We start from the raw sequence: 21,613 nt of genomic DNA, 5'->3' as shown, positions 1-21,613 counted from the left end.
CGAAACAGGCTTTGATATCGTCTTGCGAGTGCCCACACAGATTGTCTGATAAATTGTTAAAGAGCGTTCGTTACCTGTTCGCTTGCGGCGAATCTTACAGTAACGCGGGAGGCAGATAATACGCTTTCCCGCTGAAGTGTCAAGCTTTTCTTTTCAACTTTCGTTTTAAGAACCGGCGTTACCGCCTGCTTAACACTTCCTGACCCGGCGAAGTTTGTTTCGTTGTTCCCGGTCAGTGGAGGCGCATTATAGGGAGTTCCTGACAGGCTGCAACCCCTAATTTCAAATAATTTTCCAACCGGCTTTTTTTTCATCAAAAAGTGCGGAATTGGATAACTTTTCTACTACTTTTCAGTTAAACAGCCAATACCAGAGTGAAACAGTAGAGTAAAATAGAAGGATAAGAAGTTAGCCAGGACAAATCACCATGCAATTTAACGCCCAACAACAAGCCGCCCAACGCAACCTTTCCTATTTATTAGCTGAAAAGATCGGCCAGCGTATCCTGGCAGGCGAATATATAGCCGGATCTATACTACCTGGAGAGATAGAACTAGGCGAACAGTTCGGCGTAAGCCGCACTGCGGTACGTGAAGCGGTGAAAATGTTAGCGGCGAAAGGGATGTTGTTGCCACGACCACGGATTGGTACGCGCATTATGCCGCAGTCCAACTGGAATTTTCTCGATCAGGAGTTACTAACCTGGTGGATGACCCGTGAGAACTTCGATCAGGTAATGCAGCACTTTATTTTGGTACGAACCGCGTTAGAGCCGCAGGCCTGCGCTTTGGCCGCGGTTAACGCCAATCCTGCACAAAAACAGCAATTGGCTATATTGATGGCAGAAATGCAGGCGCTGCACCGTGAATTTGATCGTGAACGCTGGATTCAGGTGGATACCCAATTTCATCAACTGATTTACGAAGCCAGTGGAAATCCGTTCCTGACTTCATTCGCCAATTTGTTCAGTTCGGTATATCACAGTTATTTCCGTGCTATTACCGGCGATGAAGTGATAAAGCTGCAACACCACCAATCTATCGTCGATACCATCCTGACCGGCGACAGTCAGGGTGCCTGTGTTGCCTGTCAGGTATTATTACAAGACAAAAACTGACGGAGTGTGTAATCACATGTTATCTATATATAGAAGAGAGGATTGTTGATAACGAATTCCATCAGGAAATAGAATGATTAAATCTGCTCGTAGCATGGCCGGCTTACCTTGGATTGCCGCCATGGCTTTCTTTATGCAGGCGCTGGACGCAACAATATTAAATACAGCCCTTCCCGCGATCGCCGAAAGCCTCAACCGCTCGCCGTTAACTATGCAATCTGCCATTATCAGCTACACGCTAACCGTCGCTATGCTGATCCCAGTCAGCGGCTGGTTAGCCGATCGCTTTGGCACCCGGCGAATCTTTATCATTGCCGTCTCGCTGTTTACCTTTGGCTCCTTATTATGTGCGTTATCAGGTTCCCTCTCATTTCTGGTCGCCTCGCGGGTTATCCAGGGCATTGGCGGCGCTATGATGATGCCCGTCGCGCGACTGGCATTATTACGTGCTTATCCGCGCAGTGAATTACTGCCGGTTCTAAATTTCGTAACCATACCCGGTTTAGTCGGACCCATCATGGGTCCCTTGCTGGGCGGTCTGCTGGTCACTTACGCCAGTTGGCATTGGATTTTCATCATCAATATCCCCATTGGCCTGTTAGGCATTTTTTATGCGCTGAAATACATGCCTAGCTTCACTATGCCTAAGCGAGCCTTTGATATTAGCGGCTTCCTACTGTTCGGCTTTAGTTTGGTCATGATTTCTATCAGTCTGGAGATGATGGGGAAAGCGGAAGTGTCGGGTTATCTTTCCCCCACGATGATGTTTGGAGGATTGCTGCTGTTAGTCGGTTATATTTTCCACGCCAAGGGGCATCCAAATCCATTAATCGGATTACCTCTATTCAAAACCAGAACATTCTCCGTCGGGATAGCCGGTAATATCGCTTCCAGATTGGGAACTGGTTGCGTACCTTTCCTGATGCCATTGATGCTACAAGTTGGCTTTGGCTACTCGGCCATCATTGCTGGTTGTATGATGGCGCCGACGGCTATCGGCTCAATGATGGCAAAATCTACCGTGACTCAGGTTTTGCGCTGGTTAGGCTACAGAAAAGTGCTGGTGAGCATTACGTTGATTATTGGCGCGCTGATTGGATTGTTTTCATTACAAACGCCGGGCATGTCTGTCTGGCTAATGATCGTGCCACTATTCATTTTGGGAATGGCAATGTCTACCCAATTTACGGCCATGAATACCATTACGCTGGCAGACCTGACCGATAACAACGCCAGCTCCGGTAATAGCGTACTGGCCGTCACTCAGCAACTTTCCATCAGCTTTGGCGTCGCTATCAGCGCCGCCGTACTGCGTTTCTACGAGGAATTACCGTTTGGCAATCATATAGACCATTTCCACTACACCTTTATTACCATGGGCGCAGTGACATTGGTTTCATCCCTTGTATTCTTGCTACTCAAACCCAAAGATGGCGACAATCTGATTAAAGGCCGCAGCGCGCGGAAAAGCAAAGTCTAGCGCTGAGCAACAGAACCACGCTCCACCAGCTCAGGTGTGAGCGTGAGAATCTGCGGTTCTGCCAATGGGTTATTCAGACGATGAATCAATGTATCGATGGCCAATTCACCCAAATCATCTTTCGGCTGATGAATAGTCGTAAGCGGTGGCGTCATATAACGGGCGATCTCGATATCATCGTAACCAATAACCGCCATATCCTGCGGAATGGATAATCCAACCTGATGTAACGCCTGATAAACCCCAACAGCCATCGCATCATTACCAGTAAATACCGCTTCCGGCGCTTCTGGCAAAGCCAATAACTGCTTCATTGACGCCAAACCACCCGCAAACTCAAAATCACTGGCAATTTCATATCCAGCTAAGATCGGCAAGCCAGCGCGCTTCATCGCCTGACGGTAACCTTCTAGGCGTTCTCTGGCCGGAGTCTTATCCTGTGGTCCGGCGATACAAGCAATGCGTTTATAGCCTCTGGCGATCAGGAAATCCGTGGCCATTTCCCCACCTAACAGCGAATTATCCTGAATAGTGTCGTTCACACCTTCAAAAGGAGCCCAATCCATCATGACAATAGGTAAAGAGGGGTAACAGCGGAGAACATCCTGCGACGGGCGATGATTTTCGGTACACATTAATAACAAGCCATCAACACGCTTTTGCAGCAAGGTTTCCATGCTACGGCTCATCCGATCGATATCGCCTTCGGTATTACACAAAATTAGGCTGTAGCCGCGCTCATAGCAACTGCGCTCCACACCGCGAACCACCTCGGCATAAAACGGGTTGCTGCTGGCCGTAACCAACATGCCAATCGTGCGAGTTTGATTAAGCTTGAGGCTACGCGCCAAAGCCGAAGGGGCATAATTGAGTTACTTAATAGCGGCAACGACTTTGTCGCGTACCGCTTCACTGACAAAACGGTCTTTATTGATGACGTGGGAAACCGTCGAGGTAGAAACGCCCGCCAAACGAGCGACATCTTTCATGGTAGCCAAAATTACCTCTGGTTTTGCAAGAAGGCATCAATTTCGGCCCGCCATGGAATGGAGGGTTGTGCGCCAGGGCGAGTCACGGCAATCGCAGCTGCTGCATGGGCAAAGCGTACCGCCGATGCCATTTCCTGACCGTCCAATAACGCTGTAAGCAGTGCGCCGTTAAAAGTATCACCGGCAGCAATAGTATCGACCGCATTCACCTTAAAGCCCGGCATCAGTTTGCCCTGACCTTGCTGGCTAAGCCATACACCGCGGCTACCCAAGGTGATAATCACCGTCATAATACCTTTATGATGTAATGCCTGAGCCGCCAGATTGGCGTCTTCCTCATTTTCGATATGAATACCGGTCAGGCGCTCGGCCTCGGTTTCATTCGGTGTAATCATATCCACTAGCTGTAATAATTCATCCGGTAGCTCGCGCGCCGGTGCTGGATTTAGAATCACCTGCGTCTGGCTTTCTCTCGCCAGTTTCGCCGCGGCTATCACAGTTTCCAGCGGAGATTCCAGCTGCATCAATAATGCCTGCGCATCAATAACTTGTTGCTGATAACGTTGAAGGTATTCAGGAGTCACGGCAGAATTAGCGCCGGCATTAATACCGATAACATTCTCACCTTCTCCATTGACGAAAATCAGTGCCACACCGGTAGTTTCGCCTGCGATCGCTTCCACCGGCGTGGTATCGATATTGTCTTTAGCTAACTGTTGACGAACGCGTTCACCAATATCGTCCTCACCCACACAGGCAATAAATGCGATATCCGCTCCGCTGCGGCCGGCGGCAACCGCCTGATTGGCACCTTTCCCACCGAAAGCAACGTTATACTGCTTCCCGATCACCGTTTCACCCGGACGTGGAAATTGCTCAATATTCAGAATATGGTCAGCATTGATACTGCCAAGAACCACTAGCTTACCTGTTTCCATCGCATCTATTCCTTTGTAGATAACGCCACCGCTAACATTGCGGCGGCGTGATACCTAAATTCTCTGCTTTTATTGTTTGGTCACTAACTTCAAATCAACCGGGATAATGGCCTGTACTTTTTCGCCTTTCAGCACTTTATCCGCAGTTTGAACCCCGATAGCGCCGATTTGGTCAGGACGTTGAGCGATAGTTGCGCCTAGCTTACCGCCTTCAACCGCTTTAATACCGTCGTCTGTGCCGTCAAAACCAACCACTAATACATCGGTTTTACCTGCAGTTTGCAATGCACGCAGCGCACCCAGCGCCATTTCATCGTTCTGAGCGAAAACAGCCTGTACCGCTGGATGTGCAGTCAGCAAATTCTGCATCACGTTCAGGCCTTTAGTACGGTCAAAGTCTGCCGGTTGGCTGGCTAACAGTTGGAATTTATGTTGTTCCATCGATTGTTTGAAGCCTTCGCCACGTTCACGAGCAGCGGAAGCACCGGCGATACCTTCCAGTTGAATCACTTTGGCATCGTTACCCAGTTTTTTGGCAATGAAGTCACCGGCCATTTTACCGCCAAAGCGGTTATCGGAAGCGACGTGGCTAACGACATCGCCTTTAGAAGCCAAACGATCCAGCGTGATTACCGGAATTTTGGCCTGATTTGCCATTTTAATCGCATTACCTACTGCGTCTGAGTCAGTTGGGTTTATCAGCAACAGCTTGGTGCCACGAACCGTCAGATCCTGTACGTTGGCCAACTCTTTCGCCGGGTTGTTCTGTGAATCCAGCACCACCAGGTTATAGCCCAGTTTGTCCGCTTCTTTTTGCGCACCATCCTTCATTGAAACAAAGAACGGATTATTCAGGGTGGAAACTACCAGCGCGATCGTGTCTTTTGCCAGCGCATTAGCACTAACCGTGGCGCTCAGGGCAACAACAGAGATCAAAGTAGCCAGTTTTTTCATTTTCATGGTCGCAGTTCCTGTAGGGAGAGAGCATCGTTAATTTTGCAGGCGCTATTGTTGCAACGTCGCCTACTGCTTTTTGTTATCTACCAATACCGCTAGCAGGATGACTACTGCTTTAACGATCATTTGGTAATAGGAGGAGACACCCAATAAATTCAAACCATTATTCAAGAAGCCGAGAATCAAGGCACCGATCAGCGTCCCAACAATGCGTCCTTTGCCTCCCGCCAGACTTGTACCGCCCAATACCACAGCAGCAATTGCATCCAGTTCATAGCCGGTACCGGCAGTTGGCTGGGCTGAAGATAGACGCGCAACTTCGATAATGCCAGCCAGTGCAGCTAATAAACCACACAGGGAGTAAACAATAATCTTAACTTTATCAACGCTGATACCGGACAAGCGAGTGGCAGACTCGTTGCCGCCCAGCGCATAAATATAACGGCCTAAACGGGTATGGTGCAGCATGTACCAGGCACCGACAAAAACGATAACCATCAACCAAATAGGCGTTGGTATCCCTAACGGACGGCCAATACCGAACCAGCCAAAGGCGTCAGCAGCATCGGTAAATCCGGTATTCACAGGGCTACCGTTGGTATAAACCATGGTCACACCGCGCAATAGCAGCATCATCACTAAAGTGGCGATAAAGGCCTGCACCTTGCCTTTTGCCACGATGACGCCCGTGCAGGCTCCAACAAAGGCTCCTACCGCTAACGCGGCACCCACGGCTACCAGCGCGTTCATTTCTAATCCAACAATTGATGCCGCGACTGCGCCGGTCAGCGCCAGTAAGGAACCCACGGAAAGATCGATGCCTGACGTCAGGATAACCAACGTCATCCCTACCGCCATGATGGCGTTCACCGAGGTCTGTTGCAGAATATTAAATAGGTTATTTAGCGTGAAAAAATTCGGGCTGAGGGACGACACCACGGCAATCAGCACCAGCAGCGCAATCAGCGATTTTTGTTCTAGTAGCCACTCTTTGCTGAACCAGCGTTTGGTCTGGATAGTCTGGGAACTCATATCTGATTACTCCTGCTTTGCGCGCTACTACTCATAAATAAATCACGCTTGCCGACGGCGGCAGCCATCAACACTTCTTGAGTGGCCTGTTCAATGGAGAACTCACCGCTTAAATGACCTTCATGCATCACCAGAATTCTGTCGCTCATCCCCATGACCTCTGGCATTTCCGAAGAAACCAGAATGATGCTGAGCCCTTCTTGCTTAAACTGGTTGATTAACTGATAGATCTCTTTTTTCGCCCCTACGTCTACACCGCGGGTAGGTTCATCCAGAATCAGGACTTTAGGTCGAGTCATTAATCCTCGGGCTATCGCCACTTTCTGTTGATTCCCGCCGGACAACAAACCTATAGGTTGTTCCATTGATGGCGTTTTAATATTGAATAAACGAATAAAGTCAGCCACGGCCTGCTGTTCCTCACCGTGTTTCAGCGATCCGCCGCTGCGGCTGAAATAACGTAATGCCGTCAGAGACATATTTTCTTTGACCGACATGCCCAACACCAAACCATCACGCTTACGATCTTCGGAAATATAAACGATGCCGTTAGCCAAACCGTCCTGCGGCGTATGGGCCACCACTTCACGACCATCCAACATCACATAACCAGATTTACGCGGCAGCGCACCGTAAATGATTTTCATCAGTTCAGTACGCCCTGCACCCATTAACCCAGCCACGCCGAGGATTTCACCGGCGTGCAGCGTAAAACTGACGTCGTTCACTCCTGGACCGCAAAGTTCTTTCACTTGCAAGCGCACATCGCCCAAAGGCAAATTCAGGCGTGGATATTGTTCTTCCAGCTTCCGGCCAACCATCATTTCAATCAATGTATCTTCTTCCAGCTCGCTTACCGGTTTTTCACCGATAAACTGGCCGTCGCGGAAAACCGTCACATCGTCGCAGATCTCGAAGATCTCTTTCAGACGGTGAGAAATATAGACAATGCCGCGCCCTTCAGCTTTTAACTCTTTGATTACGTTGAATAGCGAGGCAGTTTCCGTGTCTGTCAGCGCATCCGTTGGCTCATCCATAATGATGACTTGGGATTCGAAACTCAGCACCTTAGCAATTTCGACCATTTGCTGATCGCCGATGGAAAGCTCACCGACCAAACGATGGCTGCTATAACGAATGTTCAGGCGAGATAACAGGCGATCCGCTTCGGCGTACATCTTTTTCCAATCGATGCCACCAAAGCGGTTAACGAATTCACGACCAAGAAAGATATTCTCGGCAATGGTCAGCTGTGGAATCAGGTTAAGTTCCTGATGAATAATCCCAATTCCCGCTTCCTGCGAGGCCTTGGGACCATTAAATACCACTTCCTGACCGAGAAAATGCTGACTACCGGCATCTTTGGTATAAATGCCCGTCAGCACTTTCATCATCGTCGATTTCCCTGCGCCGTTTTCACCCACCAGCGCCATAACCCGTCCGGGGTAAACACTGAGTGCAGCGCCAGAAAGCGCTTTAACGCCGGGAAAGGCTTTATCAATCCCTTTCAATTGCAGCAAAGGTTGCATAAACGCCTCAGAAAGTTACGCCAGCGCAGAGAATCACGTTCGCAAAAGGTGAACATTCCCCGCTACGGATGACCGCATGGCTATGTTTTGTTTGCTCTTTGAAAGCCTCGTGGCTGACATAGTGCAAAGCAATGGAGTTTCCCTGGTGTTGCTCAAGTTGTTTCAGTTGTGTCAGCAAAGCTTCATGGAGCTGCGGATTATTCTTCGCGATCTCTTCCGCCAAAATAGCGCTTTCTACCTGCATTTCCTGCGTTACCACCGACAGCACCTGGAGGAAGCCAGGTACACCCTGTGTTAGCGCCAAATCGATGCGGGTGGTACTGGCCGGAATCGGCAGCCCAGCATCCGCTATGACGATTTGATCCGTATGACCTAATCGGGAGATAACCGCGGAAATATCAGAATTCAGTAATACGCCTTTTTTCATTTTTTGCTCCGACAGCGAAACGTTTCGCTGGTGGATAAGTTTAAAAAAAAGACAGCAGAAGGCAAACCTAATTTGGCGAATTTGTGATCGCCATCGAAACGTTTCGCTGTACGATTAAACAAGAATGAATTAACTGGCTGAATACTTCGGAAAATTAAGTTGTGGGGAAACTCTGCGGATAAAAAGTCAATGCGTATCAGTACACAAAGCAAAAAGGCCGTCATTACGACGGCCTTAGATAACTAAATTTCTACCTGAGTTCCTAGTTCAATCACTCGATTAGGCGGAATTTCGAACTGATCCGGCGCGCGCAGCGCATTGCGGCTCAGAGCCATAAACAGTTTACCGCGCAGGAACAAATACCAAGGCCGTTTCGACAATATTAACGACTCGTGGGACATAAAGAAGGAGGTTTCCATCATCTGGCAAGGTAGCCCTTCCAGACCACAGCGGTGGAAGATTTCCTCCACGTTCGGCGTTTCTCGCCAGCCGTAGCTCGCCACCACACGCCAGAAGGTCGGTGAAAGCTGCTCAATAGTCACACGGCGAACGTTGTGTACATAAGGCGCATCCTCAGTCCGCAGCGTCAGCAATACGACGCGCTCATGCAGCACTTTATTGTGTTTGAGGTTATGCAATAGCGCGAAAGGAATCACATTCATGGCACGCGACATATATACCGCCGTACCTGAAACCCGCACCGGTGGCGACTTCTCAAGTGAGGCGATCATCGCTTCCAGAGAATTACCGTGTTCATGCATCCGGCGCAGTAAACGGAAACGCTCGCTTTTCCAAGTGGTCATGATGATGAACATCACCAGGCCCATTGTCAGAGGCAGCCAACCGCCTGAGAACAGCTTCAAGGCGTTAGCGGAAAACATAGGGATATCGATGATCAGTAATATCATCAATAAGCAGGCTACGAATACCCGATTCCAGTGCCAGTTTTTCAGAGCCACGGTGCAGAACAGAATACTGGTCAATACCATGGTGCCAGTAACGGCAATACCGTAGGCCGCAGCTAGGTTACTGGAACGTTCAAAGCCGATGATCACTAATACTACGGCGATATATAGCGTCCAGTTAATTACGGGAATATAGATCTGGCCAGACTCCATTTCTGAAGTATGGATAATGCGCATTGGCGGTAAATAGCCTAAACGCACCGCCTGACGGGTCAGGGAGAATACGCCAGAAATCACGGCCTGCGAGGCAATAACCGTCGCTAACGTTGCTAGCACCAACAATGGAATCAGCGCCCAATCGGGAGCCAACAGGAAGAAGGGGTTTTTTATCGCTTCTGGATTTTTCAGCAACAGTGCGCCCTGACCAAAGTAGTTCAGCACTAACGAAGGCAGCACCACGGTGAACCAGGCTAGACGAATAGGGAACTTACCGAAATGCCCCATATCTGCATACAGTGCCTCTACGCCGGTAATTGCCAGCACTACCGCACCTAAGGCAAAGAAAGAAACCGTTTTGTATTCTGCAAAGAAGGCCAGCGCCCACTTTGGATTCATTGCATTGAGCACTTCCGGGTTATCCATAATGCCCCGAATACCCAGCACCGCTAATGTCAGGAACCAAACTAACATGACCGGTGCAAAGAGTTTGCCCACGCTACCGGTGCCGTGTTTTTGAATGGCAAACAGTAAAGTCAGAACGGCAATCGAACAGGGAACGATATAAGGATCGAGGGCGGGGGCCGCTATTTCCAAACCTTCTATCGCCGACATCACCGAGATCGCAGGAGTGATCACGACCTCGCCATAGAAAAAACTGCCGCCTATCAGGCCAAGTATGACCAATATCGACGTTGCACGGGAGGACGTGTTCCTGCCCGCCAGAGACATCAGGGTTAAAATCCCGCCTTCACCGGCGTTATCGGCTCGCATCACATAGGTGAGATATTTTAGCGAGACAATCAGGATTAACATCCAGAATATCAGAGAGAGAAAACCAAATACGACGTCAGGACGCACGTCAAAACCATAATGACCAGAAAAACATTCTCTTAAGGTATAAAGAGGACTGGTACCAATATCACCGTACACTACCCCTATTGCTGCAAGGGTTACTGCCGATAAAGATCGTTTATGTTCTGTGCTCATAATTTGTTTCTTTTTGCTAGAACATCCATAAGCTGATGCGTGCGTTTAAGAACCCAACCGACGGTTCCCTGTCCCTTGACGCTCACCAAAAGGCGCACAGTATGCACGATTTACACTAATTGCCTACCCTTAAATCGAGAGATAAAGAAGGCAATAAATGATGAGGTAAGCATCATCAATAACATAAAGATTTTACTAATCAAGAAGCTATAACATTAAAAAAAAGATGGTTTAATCTCTACCTCTTGGGTAAAAATCAGTTCACGCATCGACCATTTAGGATAATTATGGCGCAATCAACGCAGTTAGCAGACAGAATATCCCGTTTAAGTAACGCGCTGGAAACCGGACTGTATGAAAGGCAGGAAGCGATACGCTTATGTCTGCTCGCCGCTTTGAGCGGAGAAAGCGTGTTTTTACTTGGTCCACCGGGGATTGCTAAAAGTTTGATTGCCCGCCGCCTAAAGTTTGCCTTCCGCAATGCTAGGGCTTTTGAATACCTGATGACGCGTTTTTCAACGCCGGAAGAAGTCTTTGGCCCGCTATCCATTCAGGCGCTGAAAGAAGAAGGGCGTTACCAACGAATGACCAACGGTTATCTGCCGGAGGCGGAAATCGTTTTTCTGGATGAAATCTGGAAAGCGGGCCCGGCGATTCTGAATACTTTGCTGACAGCGATTAACGAACGGCGTTTTCGCAACGGTGACAAAGAAGAAAGCATTCCAATGCGCCTGTTGGTTACGGCATCCAACGAACTGCCCGATGCCGATAGCAGCCTGGAGGCTCTTTATGACCGTATGCTAATTCGCCTGTGGTTAGATCGAGTGCAGGAAAAACAAAATTTCCGCTCATTACTATTAACGCGTCAAAACGAAAACCATAATCCGGTGGCGGAAAATCTCAGTATCAGCGATGACGAGTTTCATCAGTGGCAACCACAGATAGATAAAATTACGCTACCCGATCATTGTTTCGAACTTATTTTCCAGTTACGTCAACGCTTAGGTGCCTTAGAACAGGCGCCTTATGTTTCTGATCGACGTTGGAAAAAAGCCCTGCGTTTGCTGCAAGCCAGCGCCTTTTTCAGCGGTCGCGATGCCATTGCGCCTATCGATATGATTTTGCTGAAAGATTGCCTGTGGCATGACCTTAACTCTCTCAAACTACTCCAGCAACAGTTAGAACAGCTGTTATGTGAGCAAGGCTATCAGCAACAGCTACTCATCACTCAGCTCCAACATATTCAGGCTCAATGGCTGCACCATCAGCAACAGCAAAGCGACCGGCAAGCGCTCACGTTGGTAAAGCAGAACGGCATATTCAGCCGTAAGCCCCAATATTCTCTGCCAGAAAATCTGACAGACGCAACTTTGACATTTTTCCTACAAAAACCGCTGAATTTGCACGATATTCAAGTCAATCATCTGCAAATTGAGCGTGACTCTCTGTTGCAATGGCTAAACAAAGGCGGCGTGCTACGTGCCAAACTGAATGGCGTCGGTTTCGCACAGAGCATTGATGCCGAAATTGACGATCGCCAGCACTTGGTTATTTTGGACGTTAGCCGTCAGGGCGCGGTTGTTTCGCTGCCGGGTGAATCAGCCGGTGCAGTGCCAGAATCATTGTTAACTCAAATGAGTGATTTGGAAATCCGTCTCTCTGAACAACGCAGACAGTTTAGCCAGCACCAACCCTGCCTGTTCACACCTTCAAGCTGGCTGGCAAAAATCGAAGCCAGCTTGCTACAGGTTGCTGAGCAGACGAAACAGCAGCACCAAAAATTGCGTGGGCAATAGCCGTGCTCAGCTTGGCAACATTGGATATGCTGCTGTCCATCAGTGAAAACCAACTGATAGATGAACTGGTGATCGGTCTGTTGGCCGCGCCACAGTTGGCTATTTTCTTTGAGAAGTTCCCTCGAATGAAACGTGCTCTGATGAAAGACATCCCCGGCTGGAAACTCAAACTGCAGCAACGAATTCACGAAGCAAAGGTGCCACCGGCGCTGGCTAACGAATTTACGCTCTATCAGCGCTGCCAGCTTCAGGACAGCGTGACCTTTTATCAGCAGGTCTGGGAAGTGGTGGAAAATATGGAGAAGATCCATTCTCCTTTCGCGACTCAGGCACGATCCATGTTGGAAGCCGCCGATCTGGCCAACAATCCCCCCCACGGCGATAGCCTGCAAACGCTGTTTTTACAACGCTGGCGCATCAGTTTGACGGTACAAACCGTTACGCTTCACCACCAGCTGTTAGAACAGGAACGCGAGCAGCTACTGGCCGAATTGCAGCAGCGGCTGGCGCTGACCGGGGCCTTGGAGCCCATACTAGCGGATAACGACACCGCCGCAGGCCGACTGTGGGATATGAGTCAGGGGAAATTACAGCGCGGGGATTATCAGTTATTGCTGCAGTACGGTGATTTTTTGCAACAGCAGCCGGAATTACAAAAACTGGCCGAACAGCTAGGGCGCAGCCGTTCCGCTAAGGCATTACCGACGCCAGATGCTCGCTTCGAACCTTACTCGGTGATGGTGCGAATGCCAGACGCCGTGCCTGAGGAAGTCAGTGGTATTCATCAAAGTAATGACATTCTGCGTTTACTGCCAACCGAACTGGTGATGCTCGGCATGAGCGAGCTGGAATTCGAGTTTTACCGTCGCCTCTTGGAACGCCGGTTGCTGACTTATCGGCTACAGGGTGATGCCTGGCAAGAACAGCAGTTACAGCGGCCAGTCAGTTTAAAAAATAGCGATCAACAGCCGCGCGGCCCTTTTATTGTCTGTGTAGATACTTCAGGGTCGATGGGGGGATTCAATGAACAGTGCGCTAAAGCCTTTTGCCTCGCGTTGCTGCGTATCGCGTTGGAAGACAACCGCCGTTGCTACATTATGTTATTCGCCACAGAAATCATTCACTACGAACTCTCCGCATCCAGCGGACTCGAACAGGCGATTCGCTTCCTCAGCCAGCGTTTTCGGGGCGGAACGGATCTGGCAGCCTGCCTATCCGCTACGCTGACCAAAATGGACGACAGAGAATGGTATGACGCCGACGCGGTGATTATTTCCGATTTTGTGGCGCAGCGATTACCAGAAGAATTAATCCGACGCATCAAAATCCAGCAGCAAGCACACCAACATCGTTTCCATGCGGTTGCGATGTCAGCCTATGGCAAGCCTGGAATCATGCGGATATTCGACCATATCTGGCGCTTTGATACCGGATTGAAAAGTCGCCTGATGCGCCGTTGGCAGCGTTAATCGACGTATATTCTTAATTCAGTAATCCGGCACCGACGTTTATCGACAGCCCAAGAATCGTCATATTAAAAATAAAAGATAAAACCGACTGCAGCAAAACGATACGGCGGACATCTGAGTTGCCGATAGACACATCGGCAGTTTGCGACGCCACACTGATGGTAAAGGTGAAATAAAGGAAATCCCAATAAGTAGGTTTGGTGATATCCCCAGGGAAAATCAGCGGCAACGTTTTTTCTGGTATGGGCCTTTCCAGATAAAAAAGGTGGGCATAGTGCATGGTAAAAGCGGTGGGCAACAGTAGCCAAGATACTAATAACGTCGTTCCCGTTAGTAACAGATTCAGCACTTTCATTCCATCGGATAACGTATTGGCTTTGCTCAGAGCAAACAGAATCACCAAAATACTAACCAGGCAAGCCATAGAGACAATAGCCAACACGGCGCTAGCGCTTTGATCCTGAACTTTGGCAACCAGCCTGACCTGGGTTGACTCAGTGCGTAACATCAGCAACCACAGGCAAATCAAATATATCCAAGCCCCTAGATTCCAGCTAGCCATCAACCGAAACAGAACGCTCAGATCGGACGGCAATAATAAAAAGCTGACGACGCCAGCACCGACGGAAAGCAAAAAACGTGGACGAGCATGTAAATAGTGGCGAATAGAGTGTGATAGAGCCATAGCGAGTATTTAACCTTCCATGTTGTTTGTGCGGTTTTTAAATCTCTAACTATGATGAGGATAGGCGATAAATAAGAAAGCAGACTGAACAACTGCTTAGAACCAGATAACAAACAGCCCGAAAATTACGCTGGTGGTAATAACCGGGCTGGTTTTCTCTACATACGGCTTTTCTCTATTCTATATAGAGGGAATGATGATGAAACAGAGCAGACTATTTTTTCCAGCAATAGCCTGTACTTGCGGCTTACTCATCAAATGTCAGATTATATCCGCGTTGATCCATCAGCTTTTTATCTCTGCCGAACCCCATTTTGGCGCGAACACTGCCCAACAGCTCTTTATAGCGATATATTTCAGTCGCGCGGTCAGCTAAATAGCTATCATCGGGATCGATTTCCAACCCGCGTTCCAGCCAGACTTTAGCCAGATAGCTGTTACGATTACATCCAGCACCCAAATGAAATGCCAGCGCATAATAACCCGCAGCAAAGACGTGGTTTGGCGCTTCCTCATCACTCCACAGCGCAGGCAGCACAACGTCAAGACAGAGTTCCATATCAGCTTGAATATCGCTAAACATCAATAATGTCGCTAGTCGACGCGTCGAACGTTCCCATACGTCTCGGCGTACATTCGGCGTATTCATAGCATTTAGCAGTAATACCCTGGCCTGCTGATACTGCTCTGAACTGAGTTGCTCATTATCTTCAATAATTTCATAGGCAAAATTGTACTGACAGGTCGCATCACCGCCGTCTGCGGCTCGTTCCATCCAGTACGTCCTTAATTCGTTATTTTTATAGGTTTCCATATCGCGCCCATTCTGGCGGGATAACACACCGGCGTAGACGTCTGATAACGTCGCCATTGCCGAAGTGTCGCCCCACTCACAGGCCTGTTGTAGTAAATATATTCCAGCCTCTTCCGATACCGAACCAAACAGGTTCGCAGCGGCTTGCCCGACATCCACATCTTCAGAGTCCAGATGTGCTGCTCGGGCCAATAACGTCTGATGATTAAACTGGCCTTTCTTTATGCCGTACAATCCGAATTTACTGGCGACTCCCGCCAGAATTACCGCGTATTTATCGTTTCCCCATAGTTGTAACCGTTCCAACCATTGCGGTAATAAGTTATGGCTATCATTGATGTGCGCGAAATTAATGCAACTCATCAATGTATCCAGCCCCATTTGCGGATTGGCTATAGCTGGATTGACTTGCCAAGCTTGCGCTAACAGATCGTAGCAAGGCTGCATTCTTTCCGGCTGCCAGACACCGTCCTGATTACCATAATGAGCAAGGAAATTAGCGTATTGATACAACACGCGCGCACGCTGATCGTCTTCAAGATCCAACGCTAACAGTTGCTCAAACGCATCACAGCAGTAAGCAATATCGTCGGCTTGCTCTTTATCAGGGAAATAGATGGAATAACCGAGGAAATCCCAAGCCTTTGTAATCCATAGAAGATTGAGGTTTTGCTCGCTGAGTACGGCACAAACCGGCCCTTCGATAAATTCCGCCATTTGCTCATGGCTACCGCCCCAACGCGGATAAAGGAAGTAAAGATATTCATTACGAACGCCAACGTCCTGAGGACGAATAGCCAAAGTCGCGTTGAGCCAATAGGTTTTAACATTCTCAGACCGACGGGCAGGGAGACTCTCAGGCAATGCCTGTGGAATAGACGCCAAATCACCGCCTTCAGCCAACAGACGGCGTAGACCCGCTTCCCACACTTCCGACTCGGTTTCAGCTTGGAATTGCACGTAATTTGTTGGTTCATGCCCATGAGCCAAATCGTACAACCACTGCGGCTCGCCCAGATACGCGGTTAAACGTAACATCCGACGCAATGCGTAAGCCGGGCGCTCATGCAGCGAAATAGCGCGCAGATAGGAGATCAGCCCCAAATCACGCGCGAGTTGAGCGCCAACCCAGCGATCGTCAGAGACGTATTCTCCACCGTTCGAGGTACGAATGCGCGCCGCCGCTGCCTCCCAATAACAACCATGCAGCAAACGCCCGTGATAAGACATTGGCTTGTGTTTAATCCAGGCATTCAGGTTTGAAAGCGTGTCTGTAGCAACCTCTGCCGGATCGAAAAGAGTGTTGATGATCCAATCATAATCAAAGGGTTGAGAAGAACTCTCCAACCAACGTAGCGCTGCGGCATCCAGCAGAGAATCAAGCGCATCAAATTGATGGGAAGCCAATAATGAGCGTAAATGTTCACGCTGTTCTATATATGGAGCAAGGGAGCGGAAGGTGGATGCCATCTTTGTCAATTTCCTTATTTGCCTTAGCGCAGGAAAGGGCATCTGAGCGTCAGGTCGGCTGTATATAAGTTCCAGAATCGCAGAAACTATCGGCATAGCCGAACTATTCTTTATTACTTCGGCGAATAAGTGATTAAAAAGGCAAGAGATTGAAGTAGCAATAGACAGTTAGAAGATAAAAAAGAGGAAACTATAATAGGGACGAAGAATGCCCTGATAGGAAACAAAATAGGCAACCCGGCGATACTGCCGGGCTGCCTGATAATTCTATCGGTTAAAGCTATACCTAATTACAGCAGGCCATCCACTTTCTCGCAGATTTCCTGGCCCCAAACGCCGCACTGCACCTGACCAATATGCTGCTGTTGCAGCAGTAACATCACTAAACGGGATTGACCAATGCCGCCGCCGATAGTCTGAGGCATTTCACCGCGCAGCAGTGACTGATGCCATTCCAGCTTCAGGCGATCTTCATCTGCGGTCAACGCCAGCTGGCGTTTCAACGTTTCGGCATCCACACGAATACCCATGGAAGAAATCTCAAACGCATCTTCCAGAACTGGGTTCCAGACAATAATGTCACCGTTCAGACCAGCAAAACCTTCAGCGCTTGGCGACGTCCAGTCATCATAATCCGGTGCACGAACGTCATGAGATTGACCGTCTGCTAACTTGCCACCGATACCCATCAGGAATACAGCACCTAACTCTTTAGCAATCGCACGTTCACGACCTTTAGCATCCAGATCCGGGAAGCGAGCACGCAAGGATTCACTGTGTACAAAATGAATCTGTTCAGGCAAGAAAGGCTTGATACCAAATTGTTTGCTCACTGCGGCTTCTGTTTCTTTAATAGCAGTATAAATCTTGTTAACCGTGGATTTCAGGTAAGGCAGGTTGCGCTCGCCGTCACCCATTACACGTTCCCAATCCCACTGATCCACATAAACAGAGTGAATAGCGCTAAGACGATCTTCATCAGGACGCAAAGCTTTCATGTGAGTGTACAGCCCATGATCGGCTCCGAAATCGAAACGACCTAAGGTTTTACGTTTCCATTTAGCCAGAGAGTGAACCACTTCAAAAGTCGCATCAGGCAGGCTTTTCACTTTTACCTGAACCGCTTTCTCAGAGCCAGACAAGTTATCCTGAGTACCATCACCTACGCGGCTAAGAATAGGAGCCTGTACTTCAATCAGATTCAGTTGCTGTTCCAGCTGGCGAGAAAAGAAGGATTTTACGAAGCTGATTTGTTGCTGTTTCTGGATAAATTGTATTTTCATGGCTGTTTTCTCAATGCTTAATTATCAGGATGCCGTTTGGCTTGACATCGATTAAGCAACAGAACAGACCTATAATTCAATATCCAACAACTAATATTGCCTTTTCACTTTTAATCATTCATTTTTTATCGGTTAAAAACACATTATCGATAAAAACAGGGGGTAAATATGAGCGAAATGTATCAGATCGATAATCTCGATCGCGGCATCCTGAACGCATTAATGGAAAATGCACGGACACCTTATGCCGAATTAGCTAAAAATTTTGCCGTTAGCCCAGGCACTATTCATGTTCGGGTCGAGAAAATGAAGCAGGCAGGCATCATTACCGCGGCTTGCGTTCACGTTGACCCAAAACGGTTGGGATATGATGTGTGTTGTTTTATCGGCATTATTTTAAAAAGCGCCAAAGACTATCCCTCAGCGCTGAAAAAACTGGAGAGCCTGGAAGAGGTTGTAGAAGCCTATTACACCACTGGGCACTACAGCGTGTTTATTAAAGTCATGTGTCGATCCATTGATGCGCTGCAACAAGTACTTATCAACAAGATCCAGACCATTGATGAGATCCAGTCTACCGAGACGTTAATTTCACTACAGAACCCCATTATGCGTACCATCGTGCCATAATGAAGAAATAACTATACCCATATTGTCCACAGGTAGATCCCAGCTGATTCACAGAGTACAATACCGCCTCTTTACTTTGGTTGGGTTGTTTATGGCTGATATTACGTTGATCAGTGGCAGCACTCTTGGCAGTGCAGAGTATGTCGCTGAGCATTTGGCTGAGAAACTGGAAGAAGCGGGTTTCTCCACTGAAATTTTGCATGGCCCGGAATTAGACGAATTAACGCTGGAAGGCCTGTGGCTGCTGGTGACTTCGACTCATGGAGCCGGAGATCTACCAGACAATCTTCAGCCTTTGCTTGAACAAATCGAGCAACAACAACCCGACTTATCGCAGGTTCGCTTTGGGGCCGTTGGTCTTGGCAGTTCCGAGTACGACACTTTTTGCGGTGCGATCCATTCTCTTGATCAGCAATTGATCGCGAAAGGGGCGAAACGGATCGGTGAAATACTCGAGATCGACGTCACTCAGCATGAGATTCCTGAAGATCCCGCTGAGGAATGGGTTAAAAAGTGGATTATTTTACTCTAATTCGCTCAAAGATCGCGCGAACGATTGTGGATAACTAGGCTTAAAAGCAGGGTAAAACCGGTAGTTATCCCTATAACAACCTTTGTACGTATTGTGACCTGTGTATAACATGCCATTTAGATCCCAGCTTATACGCAATAGGATCACCGATCATGCACAGCAAACGATCCTTCCTAATCCCATGATCTTATTTGTGAATAATCACTTATCCACAGATGATCGCGATCCTAATAGAAGATCTAATTAAAGAGATCTTTAAATAAAAAGATCTTCTTTTAATTAAGAGCGATCCCAAGGCACTTGGTCGATCGTCTAAACTTGAGTAGAATCCCCACCCCAGGGCAAACCAACGATCATTCGCATAACGGCGAGGTGCAGTACCATGTTTTATCCAGATCAATTTGACGTCATCATCATCGGTGGTGGTCATGCAGGCACAGAGGCTGCAATGGCAGCGGCACGCATGGGACGTCAGACCCTCTTGCTGACGCACAATATCGACACACTGGGGCAAATGTCTTGCAACCCAGCGATCGGCGGTATTGGAAAGGGGCATCTGGTAAAAGAGATCGATGCCCTCGGCGGGCTGATGGCGATGGCTACTGACCAAGCGGGTATTCAGTTTAGGATACTAAACGCGAGCAAAGGCCCCGCAGTCAGAGCAACTCGTGCACAAGCCGATCGGGTTCTTTACCGTCAGGCGGTGCGTACCGCATTGGAAAATCAGCCAAACCTGATGATCTTCCAGCAACCTGTCGAAGATCTCATTGTGGAAAACGATCGGGTTGTCGGTGCTGTCACCCAGATGGGCCTTAAATTCCGCGCCAAAGCTGTTGTGCTGACCGTAGGGACCTTCCTGGATGGTAAGATTCACATCGGGCTGGAAAACTACAGCGGTGGCCGTGCAGGCGATCCTCCATCGATCTCACTATCACAACGTCTGCGTGAACTACCATTGCGAGTGAATCGCCTGAAAACCGGTACGCCACCGCGAATAGACGCCAGAACTATCGATTTCAGCCAATTGACACCGCAGCTCGGTGACGATCCGGTGCCGGTATTTTCATTCCTTGGGAATGCCTCACAGCATCCTAAGCAAATGGCCTGCCATATCACCTATACCAATGAAAAAACCCATGAGGTTATCCGTAATAACCTCGATCGTAGCCCAATGTATGCTGGGATCATTGAAGGGATCGGCCCACGCTATTGCCCATCGATCGAAGACAAAGTCATGCGCTTCGCCGATCGTAATGCGCACCAGATTTTCCTTGAGCCAGAAGGCTTAACCAGCAACGAAATTTACCCAAACGGGATTTCCACCAGTTTGCCATTTGATGTGCAGATGCAAATCGTTCGTTCGATGAAAGGTATGGAAAACGCAAGAATTATTCGTCCTGGTTATGCTATTGAGTATGATTTCTTCGATCCACGTGATTTGAAGCCGACTCTGGAAAGTAAATATATTCAGGGGCTGTTCTTTGCAGGACAAATCAACGGCACCACCGGTTACGAAGAAGCGGCGGCTCAAGGCTTGCTGGCTGGCCTCAACGCAGGTCGCTTTGCCAACGAAGACGAAGGCTGGTCACCGCGCCGTGATGAAGCCTACCTCGGCGTGCTGGTAGACGATTTAAGCACTTTGGGTACCAAAGAACCCTATCGCATGTTTACCTCTCGGGCTGAATACCGCTTGATGCTACGTGAAGACAATGCCGATCTGCGCCTGACTGAAACTGGACGTAAGCTTGGTTTAGTTGATGACGTTCGCTGGGCTCATTACAGCCAGAAAATCGAGCAAATCGAGAGAGAACGCCAGCGTCTGCGCGACATCATGGTGCATCCGAACTCAGAGAACATCGAGCAAATTAACGCGCTGCTTAAAGCTCCTTTGTCCAAAGAAGCCAATGGCGAAGAATTATTACGACGTCCTGAAATCGATTATCGCATGCTGACTTCACTGGACAAATTCGGCCCAGCATTGAGCGATCCTCAGTCTGCGGATCAGGTTGAAATTCAAGTGAAATACGAGGGTTACATTGCCCGTCAGCAGGAAGAAATCGAACGCCAGCTGCGCAATGAGAACACGTTGCTACCTGCGGATTTGGATTACAGCCAGGTTTCAGGTTTGTCGAATGAAGTAACGGCAAAACTGAACGATCATAAACCTAACTCGATAGGTCAGGCATCGCGTATTTCTGGCGTTACGCCAGCGGCAATCTCGATCTTGCTGGTCTGGTTGAAAAAACAAGGCTTACTTCGTCGTAGTGCCTGAATGTATTCTGCGGTGCGCTAGATTTAGCGCACCAGCAACCGCCTGCTCACGCAGGAAAATCTTTTTTTCGATGACTTATTAA

Annotated in this window: 17 protein-coding genes and 1 pseudogene; 7 read left to right on the top strand and 11 right to left on the bottom strand. The window is 48.6% G+C overall.

The window, feature by feature from the left end; translation table 11 throughout:
- Positions 1 to 56: 56 nt before the first annotated feature.
- A complete protein-coding gene (locus AD970_RS19565) occupies positions 57 to 314 on the bottom strand; it encodes a hypothetical protein (RefSeq protein WP_157045464.1) in 258 nt (85 codons plus the stop codon).
- A 113-nt stretch (positions 315 to 427) separates the two neighbouring features.
- Here AD970_RS19565 and AD970_RS06275 point away from each other — a divergent pair, with 113 nt between their 5' ends.
- Both AD970_RS06275 and mdtD read left to right on the top strand, forming a co-directional pair.
- Positions 428 to 1,117: a FadR/GntR family transcriptional regulator gene (locus AD970_RS06275; protein ID WP_049597455.1), complete on the top strand. Its 690-nt coding sequence runs from the start codon at positions 428 to 430 to the stop codon at positions 1,115 to 1,117.
- 73 nt (positions 1,118 to 1,190) lie between these two features.
- Positions 1,191 to 2,597 carry a multidrug transporter subunit MdtD gene (gene mdtD, locus AD970_RS06270; RefSeq protein WP_049597454.1) on the top strand — a complete coding sequence of 469 codons (1,407 nt, stop codon included), beginning with the start codon at positions 1,191 to 1,193 and terminating at the stop codon, positions 2,595 to 2,597.
- Here mdtD and rbsR read toward each other — a convergent pair.
- The 7 genes and pseudogenes from rbsR to kup all read right to left on the bottom strand — a co-directional run bounded on the left by rbsR (position 2,594) and on the right by kup (position 10,580).
- Positions 2,594 to 3,595, bottom strand: a pseudogene (gene rbsR / locus AD970_RS06265) (ribose operon transcriptional repressor RbsR). The gene mdtD and the pseudogene rbsR sit on opposite strands and share 4 nt — an antisense overlap.
- A gap of 2 nt (positions 3,596 to 3,597) precedes the next feature.
- A complete protein-coding gene (gene rbsK / locus AD970_RS06260) occupies positions 3,598 to 4,524 on the bottom strand; it encodes a ribokinase (RefSeq protein WP_049597453.1) in 927 nt (308 codons plus the stop codon).
- 69 nt (positions 4,525 to 4,593) lie between these two features.
- A complete protein-coding gene (gene rbsB / locus AD970_RS06255; RefSeq protein WP_049597452.1) occupies positions 4,594 to 5,484 on the bottom strand; it encodes a ribose ABC transporter substrate-binding protein RbsB in 891 nt (296 codons plus the stop codon).
- Positions 5,485 to 5,547: 63 nt separating this feature from the next.
- Entirely contained in the window at positions 5,548 to 6,513 is a 966-nt protein-coding gene (rbsC, locus tag AD970_RS06250) for a ribose ABC transporter permease (protein WP_049597451.1), read from the bottom strand.
- Positions 6,510 to 8,042, bottom strand: coding sequence for a ribose ABC transporter ATP-binding protein RbsA (gene rbsA / locus AD970_RS06245; protein WP_049597450.1), 1,533 nt, complete (start codon positions 8,040 to 8,042; stop codon positions 6,510 to 6,512). Before rbsA ends, rbsC begins: the two co-directional genes overlap by 4 nt.
- Before the next feature lie 7 nt (positions 8,043 to 8,049).
- Complete coding sequence (gene rbsD, locus AD970_RS06240; RefSeq protein ID WP_049597449.1) at positions 8,050 to 8,469, bottom strand: D-ribose pyranase; 420 nt, start codon at positions 8,467 to 8,469, stop codon at positions 8,050 to 8,052.
- 242 nt (positions 8,470 to 8,711) lie between these two features.
- Positions 8,712 to 10,580 (bottom strand): low affinity potassium transporter Kup, encoded by a 1,869-nt coding sequence (gene kup / locus AD970_RS06230; protein WP_049597447.1) that lies wholly within the window; start codon positions 10,578 to 10,580, stop codon positions 8,712 to 8,714.
- A gap of 287 nt (positions 10,581 to 10,867) precedes the next feature.
- Between kup and ravA the strand changes: the two genes are divergently transcribed.
- Positions 10,868 to 12,376, top strand: a complete 1,509-nt coding sequence (gene ravA, locus AD970_RS06225; protein WP_049597446.1) for an ATPase RavA — start codon at positions 10,868 to 10,870, stop codon at positions 12,374 to 12,376.
- A gap of 2 nt (positions 12,377 to 12,378) precedes the next feature.
- Complete coding sequence (viaA, locus tag AD970_RS06220; RefSeq protein ID WP_049597445.1) at positions 12,379 to 13,845, top strand: ATPase RavA stimulator ViaA; 1,467 nt, start codon at positions 12,379 to 12,381, stop codon at positions 13,843 to 13,845.
- Between the two features lie 13 nt (positions 13,846 to 13,858).
- Here the strand turns inward: viaA and AD970_RS06215 are convergent, their stop codons facing one another.
- The 3 genes from AD970_RS06215 to asnA all read right to left on the bottom strand — a co-directional run bounded on the left by AD970_RS06215 (position 13,859) and on the right by asnA (position 18,097).
- Complete coding sequence (locus AD970_RS06215; RefSeq protein WP_049597444.1) at positions 13,859 to 14,530, bottom strand: DUF1345 domain-containing protein; 672 nt, start codon at positions 14,528 to 14,530, stop codon at positions 13,859 to 13,861.
- A 247-nt stretch (positions 14,531 to 14,777) separates the two neighbouring features.
- Positions 14,778 to 16,814 carry a DUF4034 domain-containing protein gene (locus AD970_RS06210; protein ID WP_049597443.1) on the bottom strand — a complete coding sequence of 679 codons (2,037 nt, stop codon included), beginning with the start codon at positions 16,812 to 16,814 and terminating at the stop codon, positions 14,778 to 14,780.
- Between the two features lie 290 nt (positions 16,815 to 17,104).
- Entirely contained in the window at positions 17,105 to 18,097 is a 993-nt protein-coding gene (gene asnA / locus AD970_RS06205) for an aspartate--ammonia ligase (RefSeq protein WP_049597442.1), read from the bottom strand.
- A 168-nt stretch (positions 18,098 to 18,265) separates the two neighbouring features.
- Between asnA and asnC the strand changes: the two genes are divergently transcribed.
- From asnC to mnmG, 3 genes are all read left to right on the top strand, one after another.
- The gene (gene asnC / locus AD970_RS06200; protein ID WP_049597441.1) at positions 18,266 to 18,727 is read left to right on the top strand and encodes a transcriptional regulator AsnC; all 462 of its coding nucleotides are present in this window, start codon (positions 18,266 to 18,268) and stop codon (positions 18,725 to 18,727) included.
- Positions 18,728 to 18,818: 91 nt separating this feature from the next.
- Positions 18,819 to 19,259, top strand: a complete 441-nt coding sequence (gene mioC / locus AD970_RS06195; protein ID WP_049597440.1) for an FMN-binding protein MioC — start codon at positions 18,819 to 18,821, stop codon at positions 19,257 to 19,259.
- Positions 19,260 to 19,641: 382 nt separating this feature from the next.
- A complete protein-coding gene (gene mnmG, locus AD970_RS06190; protein ID WP_049597439.1) occupies positions 19,642 to 21,531 on the top strand; it encodes a tRNA uridine-5-carboxymethylaminomethyl(34) synthesis enzyme MnmG in 1,890 nt (629 codons plus the stop codon).
- Positions 21,532 to 21,613 lie beyond the last annotated feature (82 nt).

The organism is Yersinia nurmii, assembly GCF_001112925.1.
Lineage (GTDB): Bacteria > Pseudomonadota > Gammaproteobacteria > Enterobacterales > Enterobacteriaceae > Yersinia > Yersinia nurmii.
Note: the sequence above shows the minus strand (reverse complement) of the source record. Positions and strands in the feature narration are given on the sequence as shown.